17 protein-coding genes are annotated in these 18,493 nt (G+C 48.0%); 7 read left to right on the forward strand and 10 right to left on the reverse strand.

The window, feature by feature from the left end:
- The first annotated feature begins 102 nt into the window (after positions 1 to 102).
- Positions 103 to 2,016, forward strand: coding sequence for a pyridoxal phosphate-dependent decarboxylase family protein (locus C942_RS02930; protein WP_007462249.1), 1,914 nt, complete (start codon positions 103 to 105; stop codon positions 2,014 to 2,016).
- Positions 2,017 to 2,117: 101 nt separating this feature from the next.
- Here the strand turns inward: C942_RS02930 and C942_RS02935 are convergent, their stop codons facing one another.
- The 5 genes from C942_RS02935 to C942_RS02955 form a co-directional block, all read right to left on the reverse strand.
- On the reverse strand, positions 2,118 to 3,020 hold the full coding sequence (locus C942_RS02935; RefSeq protein ID WP_007462251.1) for a LysR family transcriptional regulator: 903 nt from the start codon (positions 3,018 to 3,020) through the stop codon (positions 2,118 to 2,120).
- A 175-nt stretch (positions 3,021 to 3,195) separates the two neighbouring features.
- Positions 3,196 to 3,951 (reverse strand): LutC/YkgG family protein, encoded by a 756-nt coding sequence (locus C942_RS02940; protein ID WP_036798515.1) that lies wholly within the window; start codon positions 3,949 to 3,951, stop codon positions 3,196 to 3,198.
- Between the two features lie 37 nt (positions 3,952 to 3,988).
- A complete protein-coding gene (locus C942_RS02945) occupies positions 3,989 to 5,398 on the reverse strand; it encodes a LutB/LldF family L-lactate oxidation iron-sulfur protein (RefSeq protein WP_007462254.1) in 1,410 nt (469 codons plus the stop codon).
- 12 nt (positions 5,399 to 5,410) lie between these two features.
- Positions 5,411 to 6,130, reverse strand: a complete 720-nt coding sequence (locus C942_RS02950) for a (Fe-S)-binding protein (protein ID WP_007462256.1) — start codon at positions 6,128 to 6,130, stop codon at positions 5,411 to 5,413.
- 105 nt (positions 6,131 to 6,235) lie between these two features.
- Positions 6,236 to 7,816 (reverse strand): L-lactate permease, encoded by a 1,581-nt coding sequence (locus tag C942_RS02955; protein WP_007462258.1) that lies wholly within the window; start codon positions 7,814 to 7,816, stop codon positions 6,236 to 6,238.
- A 497-nt stretch (positions 7,817 to 8,313) separates the two neighbouring features.
- Between C942_RS02955 and C942_RS02960 the strand changes: the two genes are divergently transcribed.
- On the forward strand, positions 8,314 to 8,679 hold the full coding sequence (locus C942_RS02960; RefSeq protein ID WP_007462260.1) for a DCC1-like thiol-disulfide oxidoreductase family protein: 366 nt from the start codon (positions 8,314 to 8,316) through the stop codon (positions 8,677 to 8,679).
- A 126-nt stretch (positions 8,680 to 8,805) separates the two neighbouring features.
- Here the strand turns inward: C942_RS02960 and C942_RS02965 are convergent, their stop codons facing one another.
- Both C942_RS02965 and bioA read right to left on the reverse strand, forming a co-directional pair.
- Positions 8,806 to 9,375: an LON peptidase substrate-binding domain-containing protein gene (locus C942_RS02965; RefSeq protein WP_007462262.1), complete on the reverse strand. Its 570-nt coding sequence runs from the start codon at positions 9,373 to 9,375 to the stop codon at positions 8,806 to 8,808.
- 143 nt (positions 9,376 to 9,518) lie between these two features.
- Complete coding sequence (gene bioA, locus C942_RS02970) at positions 9,519 to 10,778, reverse strand: adenosylmethionine--8-amino-7-oxononanoate transaminase (protein WP_036798516.1); 1,260 nt, start codon at positions 10,776 to 10,778, stop codon at positions 9,519 to 9,521.
- Between the two features lie 219 nt (positions 10,779 to 10,997).
- Here bioA and bioB point away from each other — a divergent pair, with 219 nt between their 5' ends.
- The 4 genes from bioB to bioD are packed head-to-tail and all read left to right on the forward strand — an operon-like array spanning position 10,998 to position 14,687.
- Positions 10,998 to 12,050 (forward strand): biotin synthase BioB, encoded by a 1,053-nt coding sequence (gene bioB, locus C942_RS02975; RefSeq protein ID WP_007462266.1) that lies wholly within the window; start codon positions 10,998 to 11,000, stop codon positions 12,048 to 12,050.
- Positions 12,037 to 13,197: an 8-amino-7-oxononanoate synthase gene (gene bioF, locus C942_RS02980; protein WP_007462268.1), complete on the forward strand. Its 1,161-nt coding sequence runs from the start codon at positions 12,037 to 12,039 to the stop codon at positions 13,195 to 13,197. Before bioB ends, bioF begins: the two co-directional genes overlap by 14 nt.
- Positions 13,190 to 14,014, forward strand: a complete 825-nt coding sequence (bioC, locus tag C942_RS02985) for a malonyl-ACP O-methyltransferase BioC (RefSeq protein WP_007462270.1) — start codon at positions 13,190 to 13,192, stop codon at positions 14,012 to 14,014. The genes bioF and bioC overlap by 8 nt, the downstream gene beginning before the upstream one ends.
- A complete protein-coding gene (bioD, locus tag C942_RS02990) occupies positions 14,007 to 14,687 on the forward strand; it encodes a dethiobiotin synthase (protein WP_007462272.1) in 681 nt (226 codons plus the stop codon). Before bioC ends, bioD begins: the two co-directional genes overlap by 8 nt.
- Positions 14,688 to 14,831: 144 nt before the next feature.
- On the opposite strand, the gene C942_RS02995 is transcribed toward bioD, so the two are convergent.
- Together C942_RS02995 and C942_RS25275 are read right to left on the reverse strand one after the other, a co-directional pair.
- Positions 14,832 to 15,488 carry a hypothetical protein gene (locus tag C942_RS02995; protein WP_007462274.1) on the reverse strand — a complete coding sequence of 219 codons (657 nt, stop codon included), beginning with the start codon at positions 15,486 to 15,488 and terminating at the stop codon, positions 14,832 to 14,834.
- 263 nt (positions 15,489 to 15,751) lie between these two features.
- Positions 15,752 to 15,916, reverse strand: a complete 165-nt coding sequence (locus C942_RS25275; RefSeq protein WP_007462276.1) for a hypothetical protein — start codon at positions 15,914 to 15,916, stop codon at positions 15,752 to 15,754.
- A gap of 413 nt (positions 15,917 to 16,329) precedes the next feature.
- On the opposite strand from C942_RS25275, the gene htpX reads away from it, so the two are divergent.
- Positions 16,330 to 17,208, forward strand: coding sequence for a protease HtpX (gene htpX / locus C942_RS03005; RefSeq protein ID WP_007462278.1), 879 nt, complete (start codon positions 16,330 to 16,332; stop codon positions 17,206 to 17,208).
- 63 nt (positions 17,209 to 17,271) lie between these two features.
- On the opposite strand, the gene C942_RS03010 is transcribed toward htpX, so the two are convergent.
- Positions 17,272 to 18,486 (reverse strand): MFS transporter, encoded by a 1,215-nt coding sequence (locus C942_RS03010; protein WP_007462281.1) that lies wholly within the window; start codon positions 18,484 to 18,486, stop codon positions 17,272 to 17,274.
- Between the last annotated feature and the right edge of the window lie 7 nt (positions 18,487 to 18,493).

Here is an 18,493-nt window from a genome sequence, read left to right on the forward strand (position 1 = left end):
TTTTCATTTGTATCAGAAGCAGTGTAGAGAAAAGGGGCCTTCGAGTACGGGTTCATTAGTTATTTCATTGGTTTTCCAAACGATCACAGTATGGGTTTAATTATGAACAAAGAAGTGAATGTTGATGCTCTTTTCCTGGGGCCGAAATCTGAAAACCGGGTTTTTTATAAAGAGATGATGGAGTACGCCATCACCGAGCACATGCACTGGCGCTCGGGTTTCCATCCGGAAGATTCGGCGCTTGTGACGCCTCGAGCCCAGCATCAGCCTGATTTTCGCGATACGCTTTATCGTACCGAAGGTATCCTTCGTGACCTGTCTTCCCGTCTGAAGAATAAATCTGTTCCTTGGTTTTCACCGCGTTACCTTGGCCATATGAATGCTGATACTTTCATGGTGTCGCACCTGGCTTACGTAATGACGATGCTATACAACCAGAACAACTGTGCAGTGGAAGCCTCGCCTGTGACCACCGATTTGGAACTGGAAGCCGGTGAGGATTTATGCCGGATGTTCGGCTTTGATGTCAGTAAATCCTGGGGCCATATTACTTCCGGCGGTACGGTTGCCAACTATGAAGGTCTTTGGGTTGCCCGTAACTTGAAGTCCATGCCGCTGGCGATAGCACGCCATGAAGGGGCTAAAGATTTGGTGGCTGGTATGACTGAGCATCAGTTGCTGAATATGAAGCCGACCGATGTGCTTGATTTGACCGATGAGCTGAAAAAGCGCGGTATGTTCGAAGAAGTGAGAGAGCTGTCTGTCCGTGGTGCCGGCGTTGAGCCGGGCAAATTGGGTAAATTGCTTGTTCCGCGTTCAAAGCACTATTCATGGCTGAAAGCGATGGATCTGCTGGGTCTCGGACAGGAAAATATTGTCCAGCTGGATGTGGACGGTAATTACCGTACCGATGTGCAGAAGATGCGTGAAACTACACTGAGACTGATGGAAGAGGGGACACCGATTCTGGGTATGGTTTCAGTGGTGGGTACTACAGAAGAAGGCTCAGTTGATGCTGTTCATGAAGTGCTGAAATTGCGCGAAGAGTGTGAGGAGAAATTCGGTTCTTCATTCTTCATCCATGTTGATGCGGCTTATGGCGGTTATGTTCGCTCAATGTTCCTGGATGAGAATGATCAGTTCATGGAATACGATGCGCTGGTGGCGACATATCGTGAAAGTGAGATCGTTCCTGAAGGTGTGGTCTGGCCGAAGCGTGATGTTTACGATGCGTTTAAAGCCATGTCTGAAGTGGATTCCATTACCGTGGACCCGCATAAAGTAGGCTATATCCAATACTCTGCCGGTGCCATCACCATGAAAGACAAACGCATCGTTGATTTGATTTCTTATCATGCGGCGTATGTGTTTGAGGAAGCTGGAGAAGATAGCGGTGACGAGCATTCAGTGATGTTGGGCTCATCCATTATGGAAGGTTCTAAAGCCGGTGCAGCCGCAGCTGCGGTCTGGGCTGCACACCGTCTGGTTCCGCTCAACATTACCGGCTATGGTCACGTTATCGGTCGCGGTATTGTGACTGCTGACTGGTTTGCCAGCAAGCTGGCTACTGCTGAACCGTTTGTTATACAGGGACGCAGCTTTGAAGTTCGTCCGTTGATGCATCCGGATTTCCACATGGTTAACTTCACTTTCAAGGAAATCGGCAATGACAGCCTGGCGGATCATAACAGCCTGAACCAGCGTATTTATGAGCTGTGCTCATATGCTTCAGGTCGTGCATACAGTAAAGATTTCCTGACCTCTTCGACGTCTTTGAGTGTTGAAGAATACGGCGATACACCGTGTGCGTACACCAGCCTGCGTGGTTTTACTGATGAAGAGTGGCAGAAGGAAGGTTCTGTTTATATTCTGCGTGCAGCCATCATGACGCCGTTCCTGCGTGATGAGATGCGCTTCAGTCAGTATTGGAGTAACCTGCGTGATATCTTCACTCAGATCCTGACTGAGATTGTGGACGAGGAAAATAAAAAAGCCATGTCACACAGCGCGGCTTAACAGAAGCACTTACAGGCTCTGAATGCTTCGCTATAAAACAGAAAGAGGCGGCACCTTGCTGAGCCGCCTCTTTATTTTCATTTGGCATCTGAACAATCGGATCAGAAGCGATCCTGAATCTCAAGATATCTTTCCCGGATGTGCTCAATCAGCGCCTGGATACGTTTTGCTGGTTTGCGGGTGTAAGGGTAAACCGCATAGATCCCGACGACTTTGCCGGTGTCATCCGGCAGCACTTCAATCAGTTCGCCTTTTTGCAAATCATCATAAATCAGGCAAGTCGGCAGGTAAGACAGGCCATTACCGGCAAGAGTCGACTTGCGCAGTGCGGCAGCATTGTCGGAGGTAAAGTTTCCGGTTACTTTGAGAGTATAGAGCTCGCCGTTGCGGATAAACTGCCAGTCAAACGGTCCGGTACTTTGCTGGTTATAACCCAGACAGTTGTGATGAAGCAGGGACTTCGGCGATGTCGGTGTACCGTTCTTTTCAAGGTATTCCGGAGAAGCGCAGATCACCCAGCGCGAGTTGAAAATATGGCGGGCAATCAGGCTGGAATCTTCGAGATATCCGGTACGGATCACCAGGTCGATATTTTCCGATAGCAGGTCGACAAAATGGTTATCCAACGACATATCGACGGTCATGCCGGGATGTTTTTGGCAAAAGTCAGATACGGCTTCGGCCAGCAAAAGCTCACCGGATATGGTCGGTACTGACATTCGGATATGGCCTGACAGGCTTTCGCTGAATCCGGTAACCGCATCGAATGCAGACTGAGCGACAGGGCGGATATCTTTCGCTCTGTGATACAGGATTTCACCCGGCTCGGTGAGGGTGAGCTTACGGGTTGTCCGGTAGATTAACTGAACGCCAAGTTCCGTCTCCAGTTTACTGATACGCTTACTGATAACGGATTTGGTCATTTGATTGAGTTCAGCCACCTTACTGAACGAGCCGTGCTCTATTACCTGGGTAAATAAAACTAGATCATCAATGCTTGGCATAGCAACGCATACTCCTCGAAACTCACCGCATTATAGGTGAATGTGGTGGTGGCAGAAATATAAAAAAGATGCAGCCATTACGGCTGCATCTTTCGGTGTCATTTCTGAGCCACCGTCCCTTAATTTATTAAAAGCAAGGCAGTGGAGATTGCTTTTAACAATCAGGACGAACGGATTACATATCGTTGATGATGATGTAGGTCGCGTACACCGGGCCGTGAACACCCACAACTTTGATCAGTTCGATATCTGCCGTTGAACTCGGGCCAGAGATGAAGTTAACGCATGAAGGAATACGCTCACCATTTTTGGCTTTTTCATGCAGGGCTGCGGTCGCTTGAGTCAAACGGGCAACCAGCGCACTTTGCGGAACAACAAACACAGATGCTTCAGGCAGCAGGCTGACAGCACGGCCTTGAGCCGGGTTGCTGTATAGCACCATAGTGCCTGATTCAGCCAGTGCCTGCTCGGCAAATACCACACCGACTTTTGCACGCTCTGCAATCTCGATGTTCGGCTCGTAACCAGCAGCCTGGTTCCATACATGCACTGTATGTTTTTCTGTTGCCAGTTCAGACGGATCTAGCATTGCCAGCAGACGTTCATCTGCCGAAAGAATAGTTTCGCCTTCGGCGTCGGTTTCACCTTCTTCTTCGTTGTTGCAGTAGTGCAGACAAACCGATTTCAGGGTTTCATTCAGTTCGGCTTTAGTGGTTTCAATCGCACGGGCACCGAGGGCTGTTTCTGTGTAATGAATCAGTTCGACTTTCAGCTCTTCCTGACTCTTGTCTGCCATTACTTCGTGGTGACAAGTGTACTTCAGAGCCGGACGCTCAACAGGTGTTGTTTTGCGCTCGCGGCCTAGTTTTTCTGCGATGTTGTTCAGGAAACTGTCGCGGTTGTAGATGCGCTGATCAGCTTGCTGATCCATATTTTGTATTGAGTCGTTGTTAGCCATAATTTACCCCTTATCCCTTGCGATTTTTGAACCAGCTACGGAAAGACTGACCATCAGGATCTGGCAGGTCACGTGATTCAGTCCACGCGCTTACACCAACATTCACAGGCAGTTTACCGTTGCGGATCAGGCCGCTGGCCACTGTTGCACCTACTTTCACCGTTGTGTCCCACAGCAGTGGGCGTGCGTTGATGAAGTTGAAGGCGCCAACAGTTGCGCGTTCCATCAGCGGTGTTTGTTTGCTTTCCGCCATCTTCTGACGATGCTTCAGCAACAGATCAGACAGCGGGATTTTAACCGGACATACGTCGTGACATGCACGGCACAGGCTACAAGCGTATGGCAGGTCTTTGAAATCGTCGTAGCCGCCAAGCAGTGGCGACAGTACGGCACCGATAGGGCCAGAGTAGATCGAACCGTAAGACTGACCACCGATATGACGGTATGCCGGACAAGTGTTCACACATGCAGCACAACGTACACAACGCAGGATATCGCGGAACTCTGAACCCAGGATGTCTGAGCGGCCGTTATCGATAATAACCAGGTGGAATTCTTCCGGGCCGTCACAGTGTTCGTCTTCACGCGGGCCGGTCAGGGCAGTTACGTAACCGGTCAGAGGCAGACCAACAGCACTGCGGCACAGCAGGCTGACAACAATGTCCAGCTCTTCGAAAGACGGAACGATACGCTCCATACCCATTACGGCGATGTGCGTTTTCGGCAGGCTGGTAGCCAGACGGGCGTTACCTTCGTTAGTCACCAGAGTTACCGTGCCGGATTCAGCAACGGCAAAGTTACAGCCGGTAATACCGATGTCAGCTTCCAGGAAATCGTGGCGGATGTAGTTACGAACGTAGCGAGTCAGTTCTTCCGGATCATCAGAGCCGTCGTAGCCGATTTTATCTTTGAACACGTCACGGATTTGCATACGGTTCTTATGCAGTGCCGGTACTACGATGTGCGATGGTGGATCGCAGTCATCCACTTGCAGGATGTATTCGCCAAGGTCGGTTTCAACCACTTCACACTCGTTGCGCTCAATGATTTTGTTAAGACCGATTTCTTCAGTCACCATCGACTTGGATTTAACAACCTTCTTGGCATTTTTCTGCTTAACGATGTTTTCTACGTAATCTGTCGCTTCTTCCGCAGTACGGGCGAAGAATACATGACCACCGTTCTTCTGAACGTTTTCGCTCAGTTGGTGAAGGTAGTAATCCAGGTTTTCCAGAACGTGGTTACGGATGTCCATGCCCATTTCGCGCCACTGTTCCCAGTTCCCCAGCTTTTCAGCAGCTTTGGCACGGTTGGTAAACATGCGCTCCTGAGCGTTTGCTACAGATTTGCGCATGAAGTCGTCTTTCATCTGAACGTCAAGACGGTCTTTAAATTTGATATTGCTGGTTTTCATCGACATAACAACGTCCTCTTAGCGACTCATCAAGACATCAACGATGTGCAGAACTTTTACCGGACGACCTTCACGGCTCATGCGGCCACCGATATTCATCAGGCAGCTGATATCAGCACCGATTAGGTAATCAGGTTCAACATCCATGATGTGGTGGACTTTTTCTTTCACCATTTCGCCTGAGATTTCAGACATCTTGACAGAGAAAGTACCACCGAAACCGCAGCAGGTTTCCTGGTTCTTGATAGGCAGCATTTCCAGACCTTCAACATTCGCCAGCAGACGAAGAGGTTCTTCACGTACACCCAGCTTGCGGATCAGGCTGCAAGAAGGGTGGTAAACTGCACGGCCTTCCAGGCGGGCACCAACGTTTTCTACACCCAGCTCGTTAACGATGAACTGAGTCAGCTCGAACAGGCGGTCAGCAACTTTTTGTGCTCGTTCTGCCCACTCCGGCTCATCAGCCAGGTATTCCGGGTAGCGCTTGATAGAGGCGGCACAAGAGCCGGCTGGAGAGACGATCGGGTGATCATTTTCTTCGAAAGCAGTGATCAGCTGTTTCATTGCTGGCTTGCTGCTTTCAATATAGCCGCTGTTCAATGAAGGCTGGCCACAACATCCTTGCTTCTCAGGGAAGATGATTTCGCAGCCAAGCTGCTCCAGTAGCTCGACAGTCTTTTTGGCAACCTCGGCCTTGACCGTGTCGCACAGACAGGTGGCAAAAAAGTTTACCTTCATGATATTGCTCCAGTGACGGTTAAACCGTTGCTTATAATTTTCTACGGAGTACAGCGTGAAGTGATCACGCTGTACCAGGGTTACAGAAGTAAGTTTTGTTTATTTTTAGATAAAGGCACTAGCCAGACCGACAATCACACCGTACAGCACCATAGGAACAACGGTACGCTTGATGATGAAGCCTTCTTTGTTGGCAATGCCTAGAATTGTCGAAACGGCAATGATGTTGTTGATACAAACCATGTTACCCATTGAAGCGCCAACAGATTGCAGGGCAAGAATGGTGGTTTCAGGTAGTGCAACTGTCTGAGCGATGGTTTGCTGGATGCCACCGAAAGTCAGGTTCGATACAGTTGCTGAACCTGAGAAGAATGCACCCAGAGCACCAAGGTAGGAAGCAACCCACTGCCAGTTTGTACCCATCAGGTCAGAGAATGCCTGGCCTGTGGTCATGATTGGTGAGTTATCGCCGCCCATCATCATGAACTTAACCATGATTAGTGCACCGATAAGTGCGATGAATGGCATCTTGATGCGGCTTGCCGTTTCAGTAAATGCTTGCTTGGCTGTTTCGCCTTTCATACCCAGTACAGGGATAGAGATCAGAGCAACCAGCAGGAACGGGATAAGTGCCGGTACATACAGTGTCTTGTATGCCCATGCTGTATCTGTGCCCAGAATGTGGCTCAGTTTTATGATCAGAGCTTGGCTGACACTCAGGTCGGCAAAGCCAAGGTTCAGGTTGAACAGCGGCGTTGCGTCGTTCAGCATGCCTTTGATACCCAGTTGCTGGATACGGGTGACAATCAGGATAAGAATCAGTAGCAGAGTCGGGCTCATTGCTTTAAGCAGCGTACCAAACGGAATCGTTTCTACTTTATCTTTGATTGATGTTTCACGTGTTTCCAGGCCAACGTTGAAGCGTGCCAGCATGATTGAAATTGTCAGACCGATAGCGCCGCCGATCAGTGACGGGAACTCGTAGTTCCACTGGGCAAACAGCAGGTAAGGTACGGTACAAGACAGGATGCTCAGTTGGATGAACAGGATGTTACGACGGATTTCCTGCCAGTTCACCACAAACTTCAGTGCGACAACCGGAATGATGAACGCAGCAATAGAGTGCAGTAGCGCTGACTGGCGGCCAGTTTCAAGTACGGTATTCTCATCCAGTCCCAGGCTGGCAAAACCGAACCAGGTTGGTGTGCCTACTGCACCGAAAGAGACTGGTACAGAGTTCATTACCAGCGCCAGCATGGCAACTTTCAGTGGGTTAAAGCCAAGGCCGACCAGAATAGGTGCGGCAATAGCAGCCGGAGTACCGAAGCCAGATGCACCTTCGATCATGAAGGCAAACGCCCAGCCGATGATCATCAACTGTGCTACCTGGTTGCGGCTGATACCTTCAAGCCACTGGCGGATTACGTTTTCTGCACCAGAGAGTGCGATAACACGGTTAAGTAGGATTGCACCGGCAATAATAGAAATTGGGGTGATAGCAGACAGGGCGCCGGCGATGATATTGGCAGAGATCAGGGTCAGATCTGAGCCGAAGTAAAAGAGTTGAAGTAAGCCAATGATTAACGCGGTAACGGGTAGCGCGATGTGTGATGGTAGGGCATCTTTTTTGGTCATCATCCAGATGAGCAGCAAAATCGGCACTACAGATATTGCAAGGTTCAGCATTGTTTATCCCACTTTATTGGTAGATGTTCGGAACGTCTAATTTTTGGTGTTATTTTTTTATTTTTATGTGTCGGTCTTGTTAAGTAATTCCTGCCGACGTTGTGGGGGGAGTATTCTAGGGGGGAAAAAAAATCTGGCTATCTGTTTTTTCCTCACACTTAGTGTGACAAATGAATTGTTTGTGACAGGTATTTAAATGTTAAAATTGAATTCTTGACCAATTTCAATAAAATCAGTTGCTTATCTTTGTTTGCAAACGAGATTTCTTTTCATTGGTTCAGTATTGGAAACAATCATTTCCCGATAATTCATCAATTCAATTGATGAGAAAATAGCTAATTTTTCAGCTGTTTTTTGTAAATAAAAATGGTTATCAATTGTGTTTGTGCAAAATGTTGTAAGTTAACAACAAAAGTCACGTTTTACGTCCTGTTATGTACTTCTTTTTCTAAAATTAAGTGAAGAGCAGACAATCTGGAAACTCGTGGTATAAGCTGATGAATAAACATTGTGTAACAGTTTTTTATGACGGTTCATGTGAAAGCTGTGTCAGGGACAGATTTAGGTTTGAACAATGGCTGGGAAAACGAAGCGGTCAAATTGAATGGTTTGACATAACTGATAAGGATGACGAGCTGTGGGATATAGATATTGATCCTGCACTGGCATTACGTGAGTTGCATGTCCGGGACTGTAACGGTGTTGTCTATCGTGAACTTGACGCCTACATAATTTTGCTCAGGTTAGTGTGGTGGCTTAAGCCTGTGATATGGTTTTTGCAGTTTCCGCCGTTAAAGCGTTGGGTATCTCAGTGGTATCGGCAACATGTAGATCAGCGACTGGCTCGTGAAGGGCGAGGGTGATGTAGAGTTTATCGGATTTTTCTTGCGCTCAATTATGTCATTGTGAAACAGCACATCCTCGACATAAATTGAGTTGACTGGATATTACGGTTATTGCTGTGCTTTTAAACTGCACATTAGTAGGTGTTACTCAGCTTCTTGTTTGTATTGCTCGTCGATAATATTGTGCAGAAAAGACAGCGCAGCTCTGTGATCACTTCGGCTCATGAACCATTGTTTTTGGTTGGTTTCTAAAGGAAGTAATTCAAGCCAGCGCTGGCAGACCCAGGTCATATCGTCAAAGTCGGGGAGCGGGTAGTTGTCTGAATGCTCAGGAAACTCTTCAAAAAGGGCTTTGAGACTGTTTGATATCCCTCTGTCTGCAAACCGGGTTTTGGTTGGCGTCCAGTTTTTCATTAAGGTTATTTCTCCGAACCTTAAGCCATCATCTTCTTGCCAATGGTCGTTGATAACGAATTTTTCAACGCCTTTGACTGTGATGCCAAGCAGGCCGTCGGACAGGCGTTCAAAGTCTGTAATGATGGCGCGAGTTCCGAAATGGCAAAGGGAGTCTTCATCTTTCATGCAAAGACCAAAACCATCACCGGACGCCATTGCTAATTTGACCAGGCGAGTATACCGAGGCTCAAAGATCCTCAGCTTACTGATACCGCCCGGCAACAAATATAGCTGTAACGGAAAAAGGGGTAACTGCATAGTTCATAGCCTTATTTACGTTATGTCGCTGTTGCGGAACCATGCTGAGGACTCATCACTTACAAAAGCCTTATAATCAGCATGGCGTTATATTGATAACTAGTATAAGCAGACAATTTTTGGAAACTGTCTGCATTTCGATACTACTGAAGAGTTCTCAATATTGCAGATGTCAGTTTGCTAAGTTCTTGTGGCTTAATAATAAATGGAGGCATTATGTAGACAAGTGTGCCAAATGGGCGAATCCAGACACCACTGTCTACAAAAGCTTTCTGTATTTCTGCCATGTTCACCGGTTCAAAAAGTTCAACCACGCCGATTGCACCTAACCAGCGGACATCTTTCACTTTTTCCAGCTTACCGATTTCAGGCAGAGTCTCTGCCAGTTGTGCTTCAATGTTACTTACCTGCTGCTGCCAGTCTCCTTGTTGAAGCACAGTCAGGCTGGCATTGGCGACAGCACAGGCTAACGGGTTACCCATAAAGGTTGGTCCGTGCATGAAACATCCGGCTTCTCCACCGCATACGGTGTCAGCAACATGCTTGGTGGTCAGTGTAGCTGAAAGCGTCATATAGCCGCCGGTCAGTGCTTTCCCGACACACATGATATCCGGGCTGACTCCGGCATGTTCACACGCAAACAGCTTGCCGGTACGGCCAAAACCTGTCGCGATTTCATCAGCTATCAGCAGGATGCCGTATTCATCGCAAAGCTCCCTGACGCGTTTCAGGAAGGTCGGGTGGTAGATCCGCATGCCGCCCGCACCCTGTACAATCGGCTCTATGATTACAGCGGCGACTTCGCTTTGGTGCTCGGCCAGCTTATCTTTGAAATCCTCAATGTCTTCTTCCTGCCATTCATTATAAAAACCGCATTCAGGAGATTGGGCAAAAATGTGTTCAGGTAAGAATCCTTTATACAGACTGTGCATGGAATTTTCCGGATCTGTCACCGACATTGCCGCGAAAGTATCGCCGTGATAGCCGTGTTTGACGGTAAGGAATTTCGGCTTTCTTTCGCCTCTTGCATGCCAGTATTGCAGGGCCATCTTAAGCGAGACTTCAACTGCAACCGATCCTGAATCAGCCAGAAATACATGCTGTAGCGGCTCCGGTGTCATATCGACCAGCTTCCGGCACAATTCAACCGCTGGCTGGTGGGTGATCCCGCCAAACATTACGTGAGACATTTTTTCGAGCTGTTTGGTTGCAGCTTCGTTCAGTGCTGGGTGGTTGTAGCCATGAATCGTTGACCACCAGGATGACATACCGTCGATCAGTTCACGTCCGTCTTCAAGTTTGAGGTAAACCCCCTGAGCACTTTCTACCGGGTAACAAGGCAGGGGATTGAGGGTCGATGTGTAAGGATGCCAGACGTGCTGTTGGTCAAATTCCAGATCGATTTTATTGTGTAAATCTTGCACAGTTGTAAACCTTGCTTATTGTTGATAGTTGACAGTCTACTAACTGGAAGTAGACTAGCCAAGTATTGATACCCATTTGAATTGAGTTTTAATTCACTGATTCGAATGAAAACAAGCCAGAAATAGCCACTGTTAATGCCATGGTCCCTACTACAAAACCAATGGCCAGGCTGTTACAGACAAGAAGAGGTTACGCACGTGGAAGTACGTCACGACTGGACAGTCGCGGAAGTTCAAGCCTTATTTGATAAGCCGTTTATGGACCTGTTGTTTGAAGCACAACAGGTACACCGTCAGCATCATGAGGCGAATAAAGTTCAGGTCAGCACACTACTCTCAATTAAAACCGGTGCTTGCCCGGAAGACTGTAAATATTGCCCGCAAAGTGCTCATTACCGTACTGATGTGGAGCGTGAGCGCTTGATGGAAGTTGAACGGGTACTGGATGCGGCAACGAAAGCAAAAGCCTCTGGGGCGACCCGTTTCTGTATGGGAGCGGCATGGAAGAACCCGAAAGAGCGCGATATGCCATATCTGTTGGATATGGTACGTGGCGTAAAATCAATGGGACTCGAAACCTGTATGACGCTGGGAATGATTTCTAGTGATCAGGCTAATGAACTGGCTGATGCCGGTCTTGATTACTACAACCATAATCTGGATACCTCGCCGGAGTATTACGGCAGCATCATTACAACCCGTACTTACCAGGATCGCCTCGATACCCTGTCTCACGTTCGTGAGGCCGGTATGAAGATTTGTTCGGGCGGTATTATTGGTATGGGCGAAACTTCCCGAGACCGTGCTGCTCTGTTGGTTGAACTGGCGAATCTGCCGACTCACCCTGAAAGTGTGCCAATTAATATGCTGGTTAAAGTTAAAGGTACGCCGTTGGAAACTGCAGAGGATGTCGACCCGTTTGACTTCATCCGTATTATTGCCGTTGCCCGAATCATTATGCCGAAATCGGCTGTTCGTTTGTCTGCCGGTCGTGAAGACATGAATGATCAGATGCAGACGCTTTGCTTTATGGCGGGCGCGAACTCTATTTTCTACGGCTGTAAATTGCTGACTACACCGAATCCGGGTGAAGACAAAGATATGCAGCTTTTTGCCAAGCTGGGTATTAACAGCCAGCAGCAGTCTTCCAAGCCTGATCAGATTCAGGAGCAGGAATTGCTGGAGCAGGTCGCAGAACGCGTTGCTGCACGTCCGGGTGAAGATGACCTGTTCTACGATGCCTCACTTTAAGCAACGTATAGAAAAGTCCCTGAGTGAGCGTAAGGCTCAGGGACTGTATCGCCGTCGAGCTTGTCTGAGCCGTCAGCAACAATGTGTCGAGCACCATGGTGATGCTTTTATTAATTTCTCCAGTAATGACTACCTTGGTCTGGCGCAGGAGCCTGATTTGGTCAAAGCCTGGCAGGAAGGTCTGACATTATTCGGAACTGGAAGTGGAGCGTCACCTTTGGTGACAGGTTTTCATACCGCGCACCATCAGTTGGAAGCACAACTGTCAGACTGGCTCGGTTATGAACGAGCGTTGCTGTTCAACAGTGGGTTCAGTGCTAATCAGGCTTTGCTGTTCACATTGCTTGAGAAAGACGATGTACTGATCCAGGACAAACTGAATCATGCCTCATTGATGGAAGCCGGTATGCTTTCCCCGGCAACCATGCGTCGTTTTGCTCACAACGATCTGGCAGCTTTGCAGCGAACGTTATCCCGATATAGCGATCAGCCGAATACCGTCGCTATGGTGGTCACAGAAGGTGTGTTCAGCATGGACGGTGATCTGTCACCGCTTGCAGAAATGAAGCTGCTTTGTGAACAGCACAACAGCTGGCTGGTGGTTGATGATGCCCACGGTTGCGGGGTTTTGGGTGAGCAGGGGCGCGGTAGTTGTGACCACGCCGGTATCAAGCCTGATGTCTTGGTGGTGACCTTTGGTAAAGCTTTCGGCCTTCAGGGCGCAGCGATTCTGTGTAATGACGATACTGCGGAATACCTGATTCAGTTTGCCCGTCATTTTATTTATTCGACCGCGATGCCGCCGGCGCAAGCCCATGCTCTGAGTAAAGCCTGTCAGCTGATCCGTGAAGATCAGTGGCGACGGGACAAGCTTCTCGAACTGAGCACATTGCTGAGTGAAAAAGTGAATGAGGGTATTGAACTGATTAAGACGCCGACGCCAATTAAGCCTTTGCTTATCGGCAGCAGCGAAAAAGCACTGGCGGTTTCAGAACAATTGAGGCAACGCGGGATTTGGGTCAGCGCCATTCGGCCGCCAACAGTGCCGGTAAATACTGCCCGTCTGCGTATTACTCTTACTGCTGCTCATACCCGGGCAGATATCGACAAGCTGGCAACAGCGATTAATGAGGTGATTCATGACTAACGGAATGAATGCAGTCACTCATGGTCAGCAAGAGACAGAGCTAACCGACAAAAAAGCGATTGCCGCCGCTTTTGGCCGAGCGGCAAAGCACTATGATAAAGCCGCCGCATTCCAGCGTCGTGTTGGGCATCGGTTGTTGGATAAATTGCCTGCCGTGACCCCGATGGGTAGTCGGGCGCTGGATTTAGGGTGCGGAACCGGCTATTTCACCGAGGCGCTTATTGCGCGTGGCTATCAGGTTTGTGCTGCCGATTTGTCAGTAGAAATGCTGGCTCAGGCCGAGTTACGCTGTGGCAGCGCAGCGACATATCTTGAAGCAGACGCAGAAGCACTGCCAATCGACGATAACCAGTTTGACATTGCTTTCACCAGCCTGGCTCTGCAGTGGTGTGATGATTTATCGTTGCCGCTTAAAGAGCTGCGTCGGGTGGTAAAACCGGGTGGGCTAATTATGTTTACCACCCTTTCTGACGGCTCATTACATGAGCTTTCACAAGCATGGCGTGAGGTTGATCAATATCAACATGTGAACGAGTTTCTTTCGCCAAAGGCTATAAAACTTGCGCTGGCGCAAGCGGGGTGCCCGAATCATGCCCTAGAATTTACGCCCGTTATTATGCAATACAATACGGCAGTTGAACTCATGAAAGACCTTAAAGGGATAGGGGCGACACATCTGCAGCAAGAGCGCAAAGCAGGCTTGGCCGGTCGTAAAACGATTCAGGCATTAGAACGCGCTTATGATGAGTTTCGAGATGAGAACGGTCAACTGCCGGCAACATATCAAGTCTGTTTCGGAGTAATTATTAATGACTAACGCTTTCTTTATAGCAGGTACAGATACCGAAGTTGGTAAAACTGTAGCCTCTCGCGCAATCCTACACGCTGCTGGCAGCGCGAATATTAAGATGGCGGGTTATAAGCCAGTTGCGTCGGGCAGTGCGCCGACGCCTGAGGGGATGCGTAATTCAGACGCACTATATATTCAGGACGCTTCCGTTGTGGAGCTGAACTATAACGAAGTTAACCCGTATGCGTTTGAAGCAGCGGTATCTCCACACCTTGCTGCTGAGCAAGAGAATCGGGTTATCGATTTTAATGTACTGACAGAAGGCCTTGAGCATCTGAAAGCCAAGTCAGATGTTGTTCTGGTGGAAGGTGCAGGCGGCTGGCGTGTACCGGTTTCTCGCAACGATTTTCTGTCCAGCTGGGTGAAGCAGGAAAAATTGCCTGTGGTTCTGGTTGTTGGCGTGAAACTGGGCTGTTTGAGCCATGCAATTCTGACCGCTGAAGCAATCAAAAATGATGGGCTTGAGATGGTTGGTTGGGTAGCGAACCGCATTAATCCTGGATTGGAAAACTATGCGGAAATTATCCGTATGTTGGAAGAAAACCTGCCAGGTAAAAAACTGGGTGAAATCCCATATATGCCGGGTATTAAAAAACGCGACCTGTCTAAATACATTGATCTGTCGCCACTGGGCCTTTAATTCTTAACAGACCCAACTTAAATAATCCCAAAGAACCCTACAGAGATGCAGGGTTTTTTTTATGTTCAGGACATAAAAACGGCGCAGGATTCACTGCGCCGTTTTTTTGTTTTGTTCCGTAACAAATCTTTGCTGTTTGTGTTGCTATTGTTTCTTCTTAAGCAGCTCTGGCAGGCAGTACCATGTAGATGCGAAAAACACCAGGCTGTATGCCAGCAGTTCAACGCCTTCTTCTGCCAGGTTCTTTACCGGACGTATGTAGCTGTCTTGCATTATGGACTGCCATAAATCACTCATACCGTAGATCCGGGCAAAAACCAGTAGGGTTGCCATTCCTGCCAGCATCAGACCAAAGCTGCGGTGTTTTGTATAGCAAATCAGTGGCTGTAAGGACGACTCTTTATGCGACAGAGCATAAATAATTGCCATTGTTGCCATAAGCCAGGCTGGATATTTCCAGAAGCCATGGCTGATTTGGTCGAAAACTGAATCTAATTCACGGATCAGTACTATTGAGAAAAAAGCACTGACCAGAAATGCAAAACCACGTTGATCGCGCAGTTTTATTCCTACCGTAGCAAACAGGGCGACGACGATAAGTAGGTATCCCTCCTGTAAATACTCCATCAGTGAGTTTTCACCGATACCACTTTGGTTGTGGACGACATCCAGGTGGATGACAAACGCAGAAGTCGCCAGTAGCAGGGCTAAACCAAAGAAAAACAGGGTTGATGTCAGTAACGGGTGTAATGGTTGCACCTCATTTCGGGTGCTTTCATTCTTGATTAGAGTTGATTGCATAATACATTGCCAGTGTTTCGCCCGTTGCCTAATCAATTGTGAATTAGCCATGATATTTTAGCTGGTGCTCTTCGAGGCGTTTAAAAGACATACGGGGTTGGTTTATATATGGCTATTATGTGCTTGTGATACTGAATGCAGACTGTATTTGGTGATGAAAATCACATTATCCTTTTTGGCATTATGTATGTCAGAAATAAAAAAACCTCCTCATAGTGAGGAGGTTTTCAGAATTAGTTTTAACTAGTCCTTGTCTTGCGGGATTAGTTGTCGCGGGTTAGTCCGATAAGGGCTTCTTTTGCATCTGACAACTTTTTCTTTTTACTGACTGCATCAAGCCCCAACTCTTTTTGGGCCTCATCCAGAGACATACCAAGATGACAGCGAAGAATGTCAATTGCTACCTGGTAGTTTTCGTGATCAGCCATCATTCCTCCTTGATAAACCGAATTAAGTGAACACACTATATAACGCTTTAGACCCGACAATAGTGGAATGCATCCTCTTATGCAATAAGACCAAAGTCTAAAGACGTCAATTTTGTGTTAAATATTGGTTGTTCAGCATCGGGTCAGCAAAGATCATTCACTCTGGGAATGACATCTTTGGTAATATATGTTACTGGTTTATTTGAGTAATCAGTCGGTGAAGAGTGAAAAGTTGGGTAGCTTTCAGTATTAATAATCATCCTAACGAAACGTAACAATTTAACTCTTTCCCTTGAATTTACTTTGATCGACCATACTATAAATTGCAACCGGGCAGATAACGTGCCTAATGTGCAACATAACTGTCTGAGTTATATAAAAATGATTTCTTGTTATTGGAGAAAAATATAAAGATGAAGCGAATTGCATTGTTCCTGGCGACTAACCTTGCCGTAATGCTTGTCTTCAGTGTCGTGCTGAACATTATTTATGCCTTTACCGGCCTGCAGCCAGGAAGCATGAACGGCTTATTGGTAATGGCTGCGCTGTTCGGTTTTGGTGGTTCTCTGATTTCACTGTTTATGTCGAAATCAATGGCACTGCGTTCTGTCGGCGGTATGGTCATTGAGCATCCTCGTAACGAAACTGAGCACTGGCTTATGGAAACTGTTTCTCGTCAGGCTCAGAAGGCAGGCATTGGTATGCCGACTGTTGCTATCTACAACTCACCAGATATCAATGCATTTGCGACCGGTGCAAAGCGTAATGACTCTCTGGTTGCGGTTTCTACCGGTTTGCTGCACAGCATGACCCGTGATGAAGCAGAAGCTGTACTGGCACACGAAGTTAGCCATATTTCCAACGGTGATATGGTAACTATGACTCTGATGCAGGGTGTGGTGAACACCTTTGTTATTTTCATCTCACGCCTGATTGCCGGCGCGGTTAGCGGAATGAATGATGAAGAAGAGGGCGGTGAAGGCGGAAGCTTCATGACTTACTTCATTGTTTCATCGATTATGGAAGTACTGTTTGGTTTCCTGGCAAGTATCCTGACAATGTGGTTCAGCCGTCACCGTGAATTTAAAGCTGATGCTGGCTCTGCACATTTAGTGGGTAAAGAGAAAATGATCGCTGCGCTGGAGCGACTGAAGATGGGACAGGAATCTCAGCTTGAAGGCTCAATGATGGCGTTCGGTATTACTGGTAAGAAGTCGCTTTCTGAGCTGTTCATGACGCACCCTACACTGGATAAGCGTATTGATGCGCTTCGCCGTGGTGAGCACCTGTAACAGCGACTGACGCTAAATTAATAGAAAAGCCTGTGCATTTTTGCACAGGCTTTTTTGTTGGGTTTAGTTTGCCTCAGCAAGACGAGGCACTGGGCGATCATCAACCGGAAGGTGAATCAATGCAGCCAGGAAAGCCATTACCACAGTAGTCCACCAGATAGGCTCATAGCTTCCGTAGTAGTCGTAAATACGGCCTCCGAACCAAGCGCCGAGGAAGCTGCCAACCTGATGGGTAAAGAAGACCAGCCCGTACAGCGTTGACAGGTAGCGTGCCCCGAAAATCTGGCGAACAAGGCCAGATGTCAACGGTACGGTTCCAAGCCAGCAAAAACCGATAGCACCGCCAAAGAAGGCCGCGGTTTCAACGGTAACCGGAAAGACAACAAATGCTGCTATGACTACAGTACGGATAAGGTACAGAGATGACATTACATAACGTTTATTGAACTTATCGCCGACCAGTCCCCAGAAGTAGGTCCCGAAGATGTTGAAGATACCCACATATGCCAGTGCCATTGCTGCAGTTGAACCCGGCAGGCCTTTGTCGGCCAGGTAACTTGGCAGATGAGTGGCAATAAACATTACGTGGAAACCACAGACAAAGAAGCCCATGTGGATCAGCCAGTAGCCTTTGTGTCTGAATGCCTCTTTTAATGCTTCGCGCAGTGTTTGCTCCGGCAGAGCTTCAGCTGATGACGATTCAGCGTCTTTCTTCGAGTCAGTGCGCATGAAACAGGAGAAAGCCAGCATCAGAGTACAAAGCATGGCAAAGATCTGTAGTGTTGCTTGCCAGTCAAATTGGTTTAACAGCGTTTGAGCACCCGGTATAACCGCAAACATACCGAATGATCCAGCTGCTGTCGTCAGGCCGAAAGCTTTCGCGGTGTGTTGAGGCGGAACTACACGAGCTACTGCACCAAGTACGATTACGTAGCTGGTGGAGCTGAGTCCCAGACCAACCAATGTACCTAATGTCAGGTACAGCCAGCTCGGTTCAATAGCAATAGAAGTCAGGTAGAGACCAAGACCGTAAGCGACGGCACCTACCCAGATCACTCTTCGGGCACCCCAGCGGTCTGCAGCCATACCAACGAAAGGCTGAAAGACACCAAACAGCAGGTTTTGTAGTGCAATTGCCAGACTGAAGAACTCGCGCCCGGTATCAAAATGGTGCGAAACAGGCATCATGAAGATACCGAATGATTGCCTGATCCCTAGGCTGATGATGAGTGTCCCTATTCCCATCCATACTAATAGTGGAAAACGAAAAATGCTCATGGTTAAA

The organism is Photobacterium marinum, from assembly GCF_000331515.1.
Lineage (GTDB): Bacteria > Pseudomonadota > Gammaproteobacteria > Enterobacterales > Vibrionaceae > Photobacterium > Photobacterium marinum.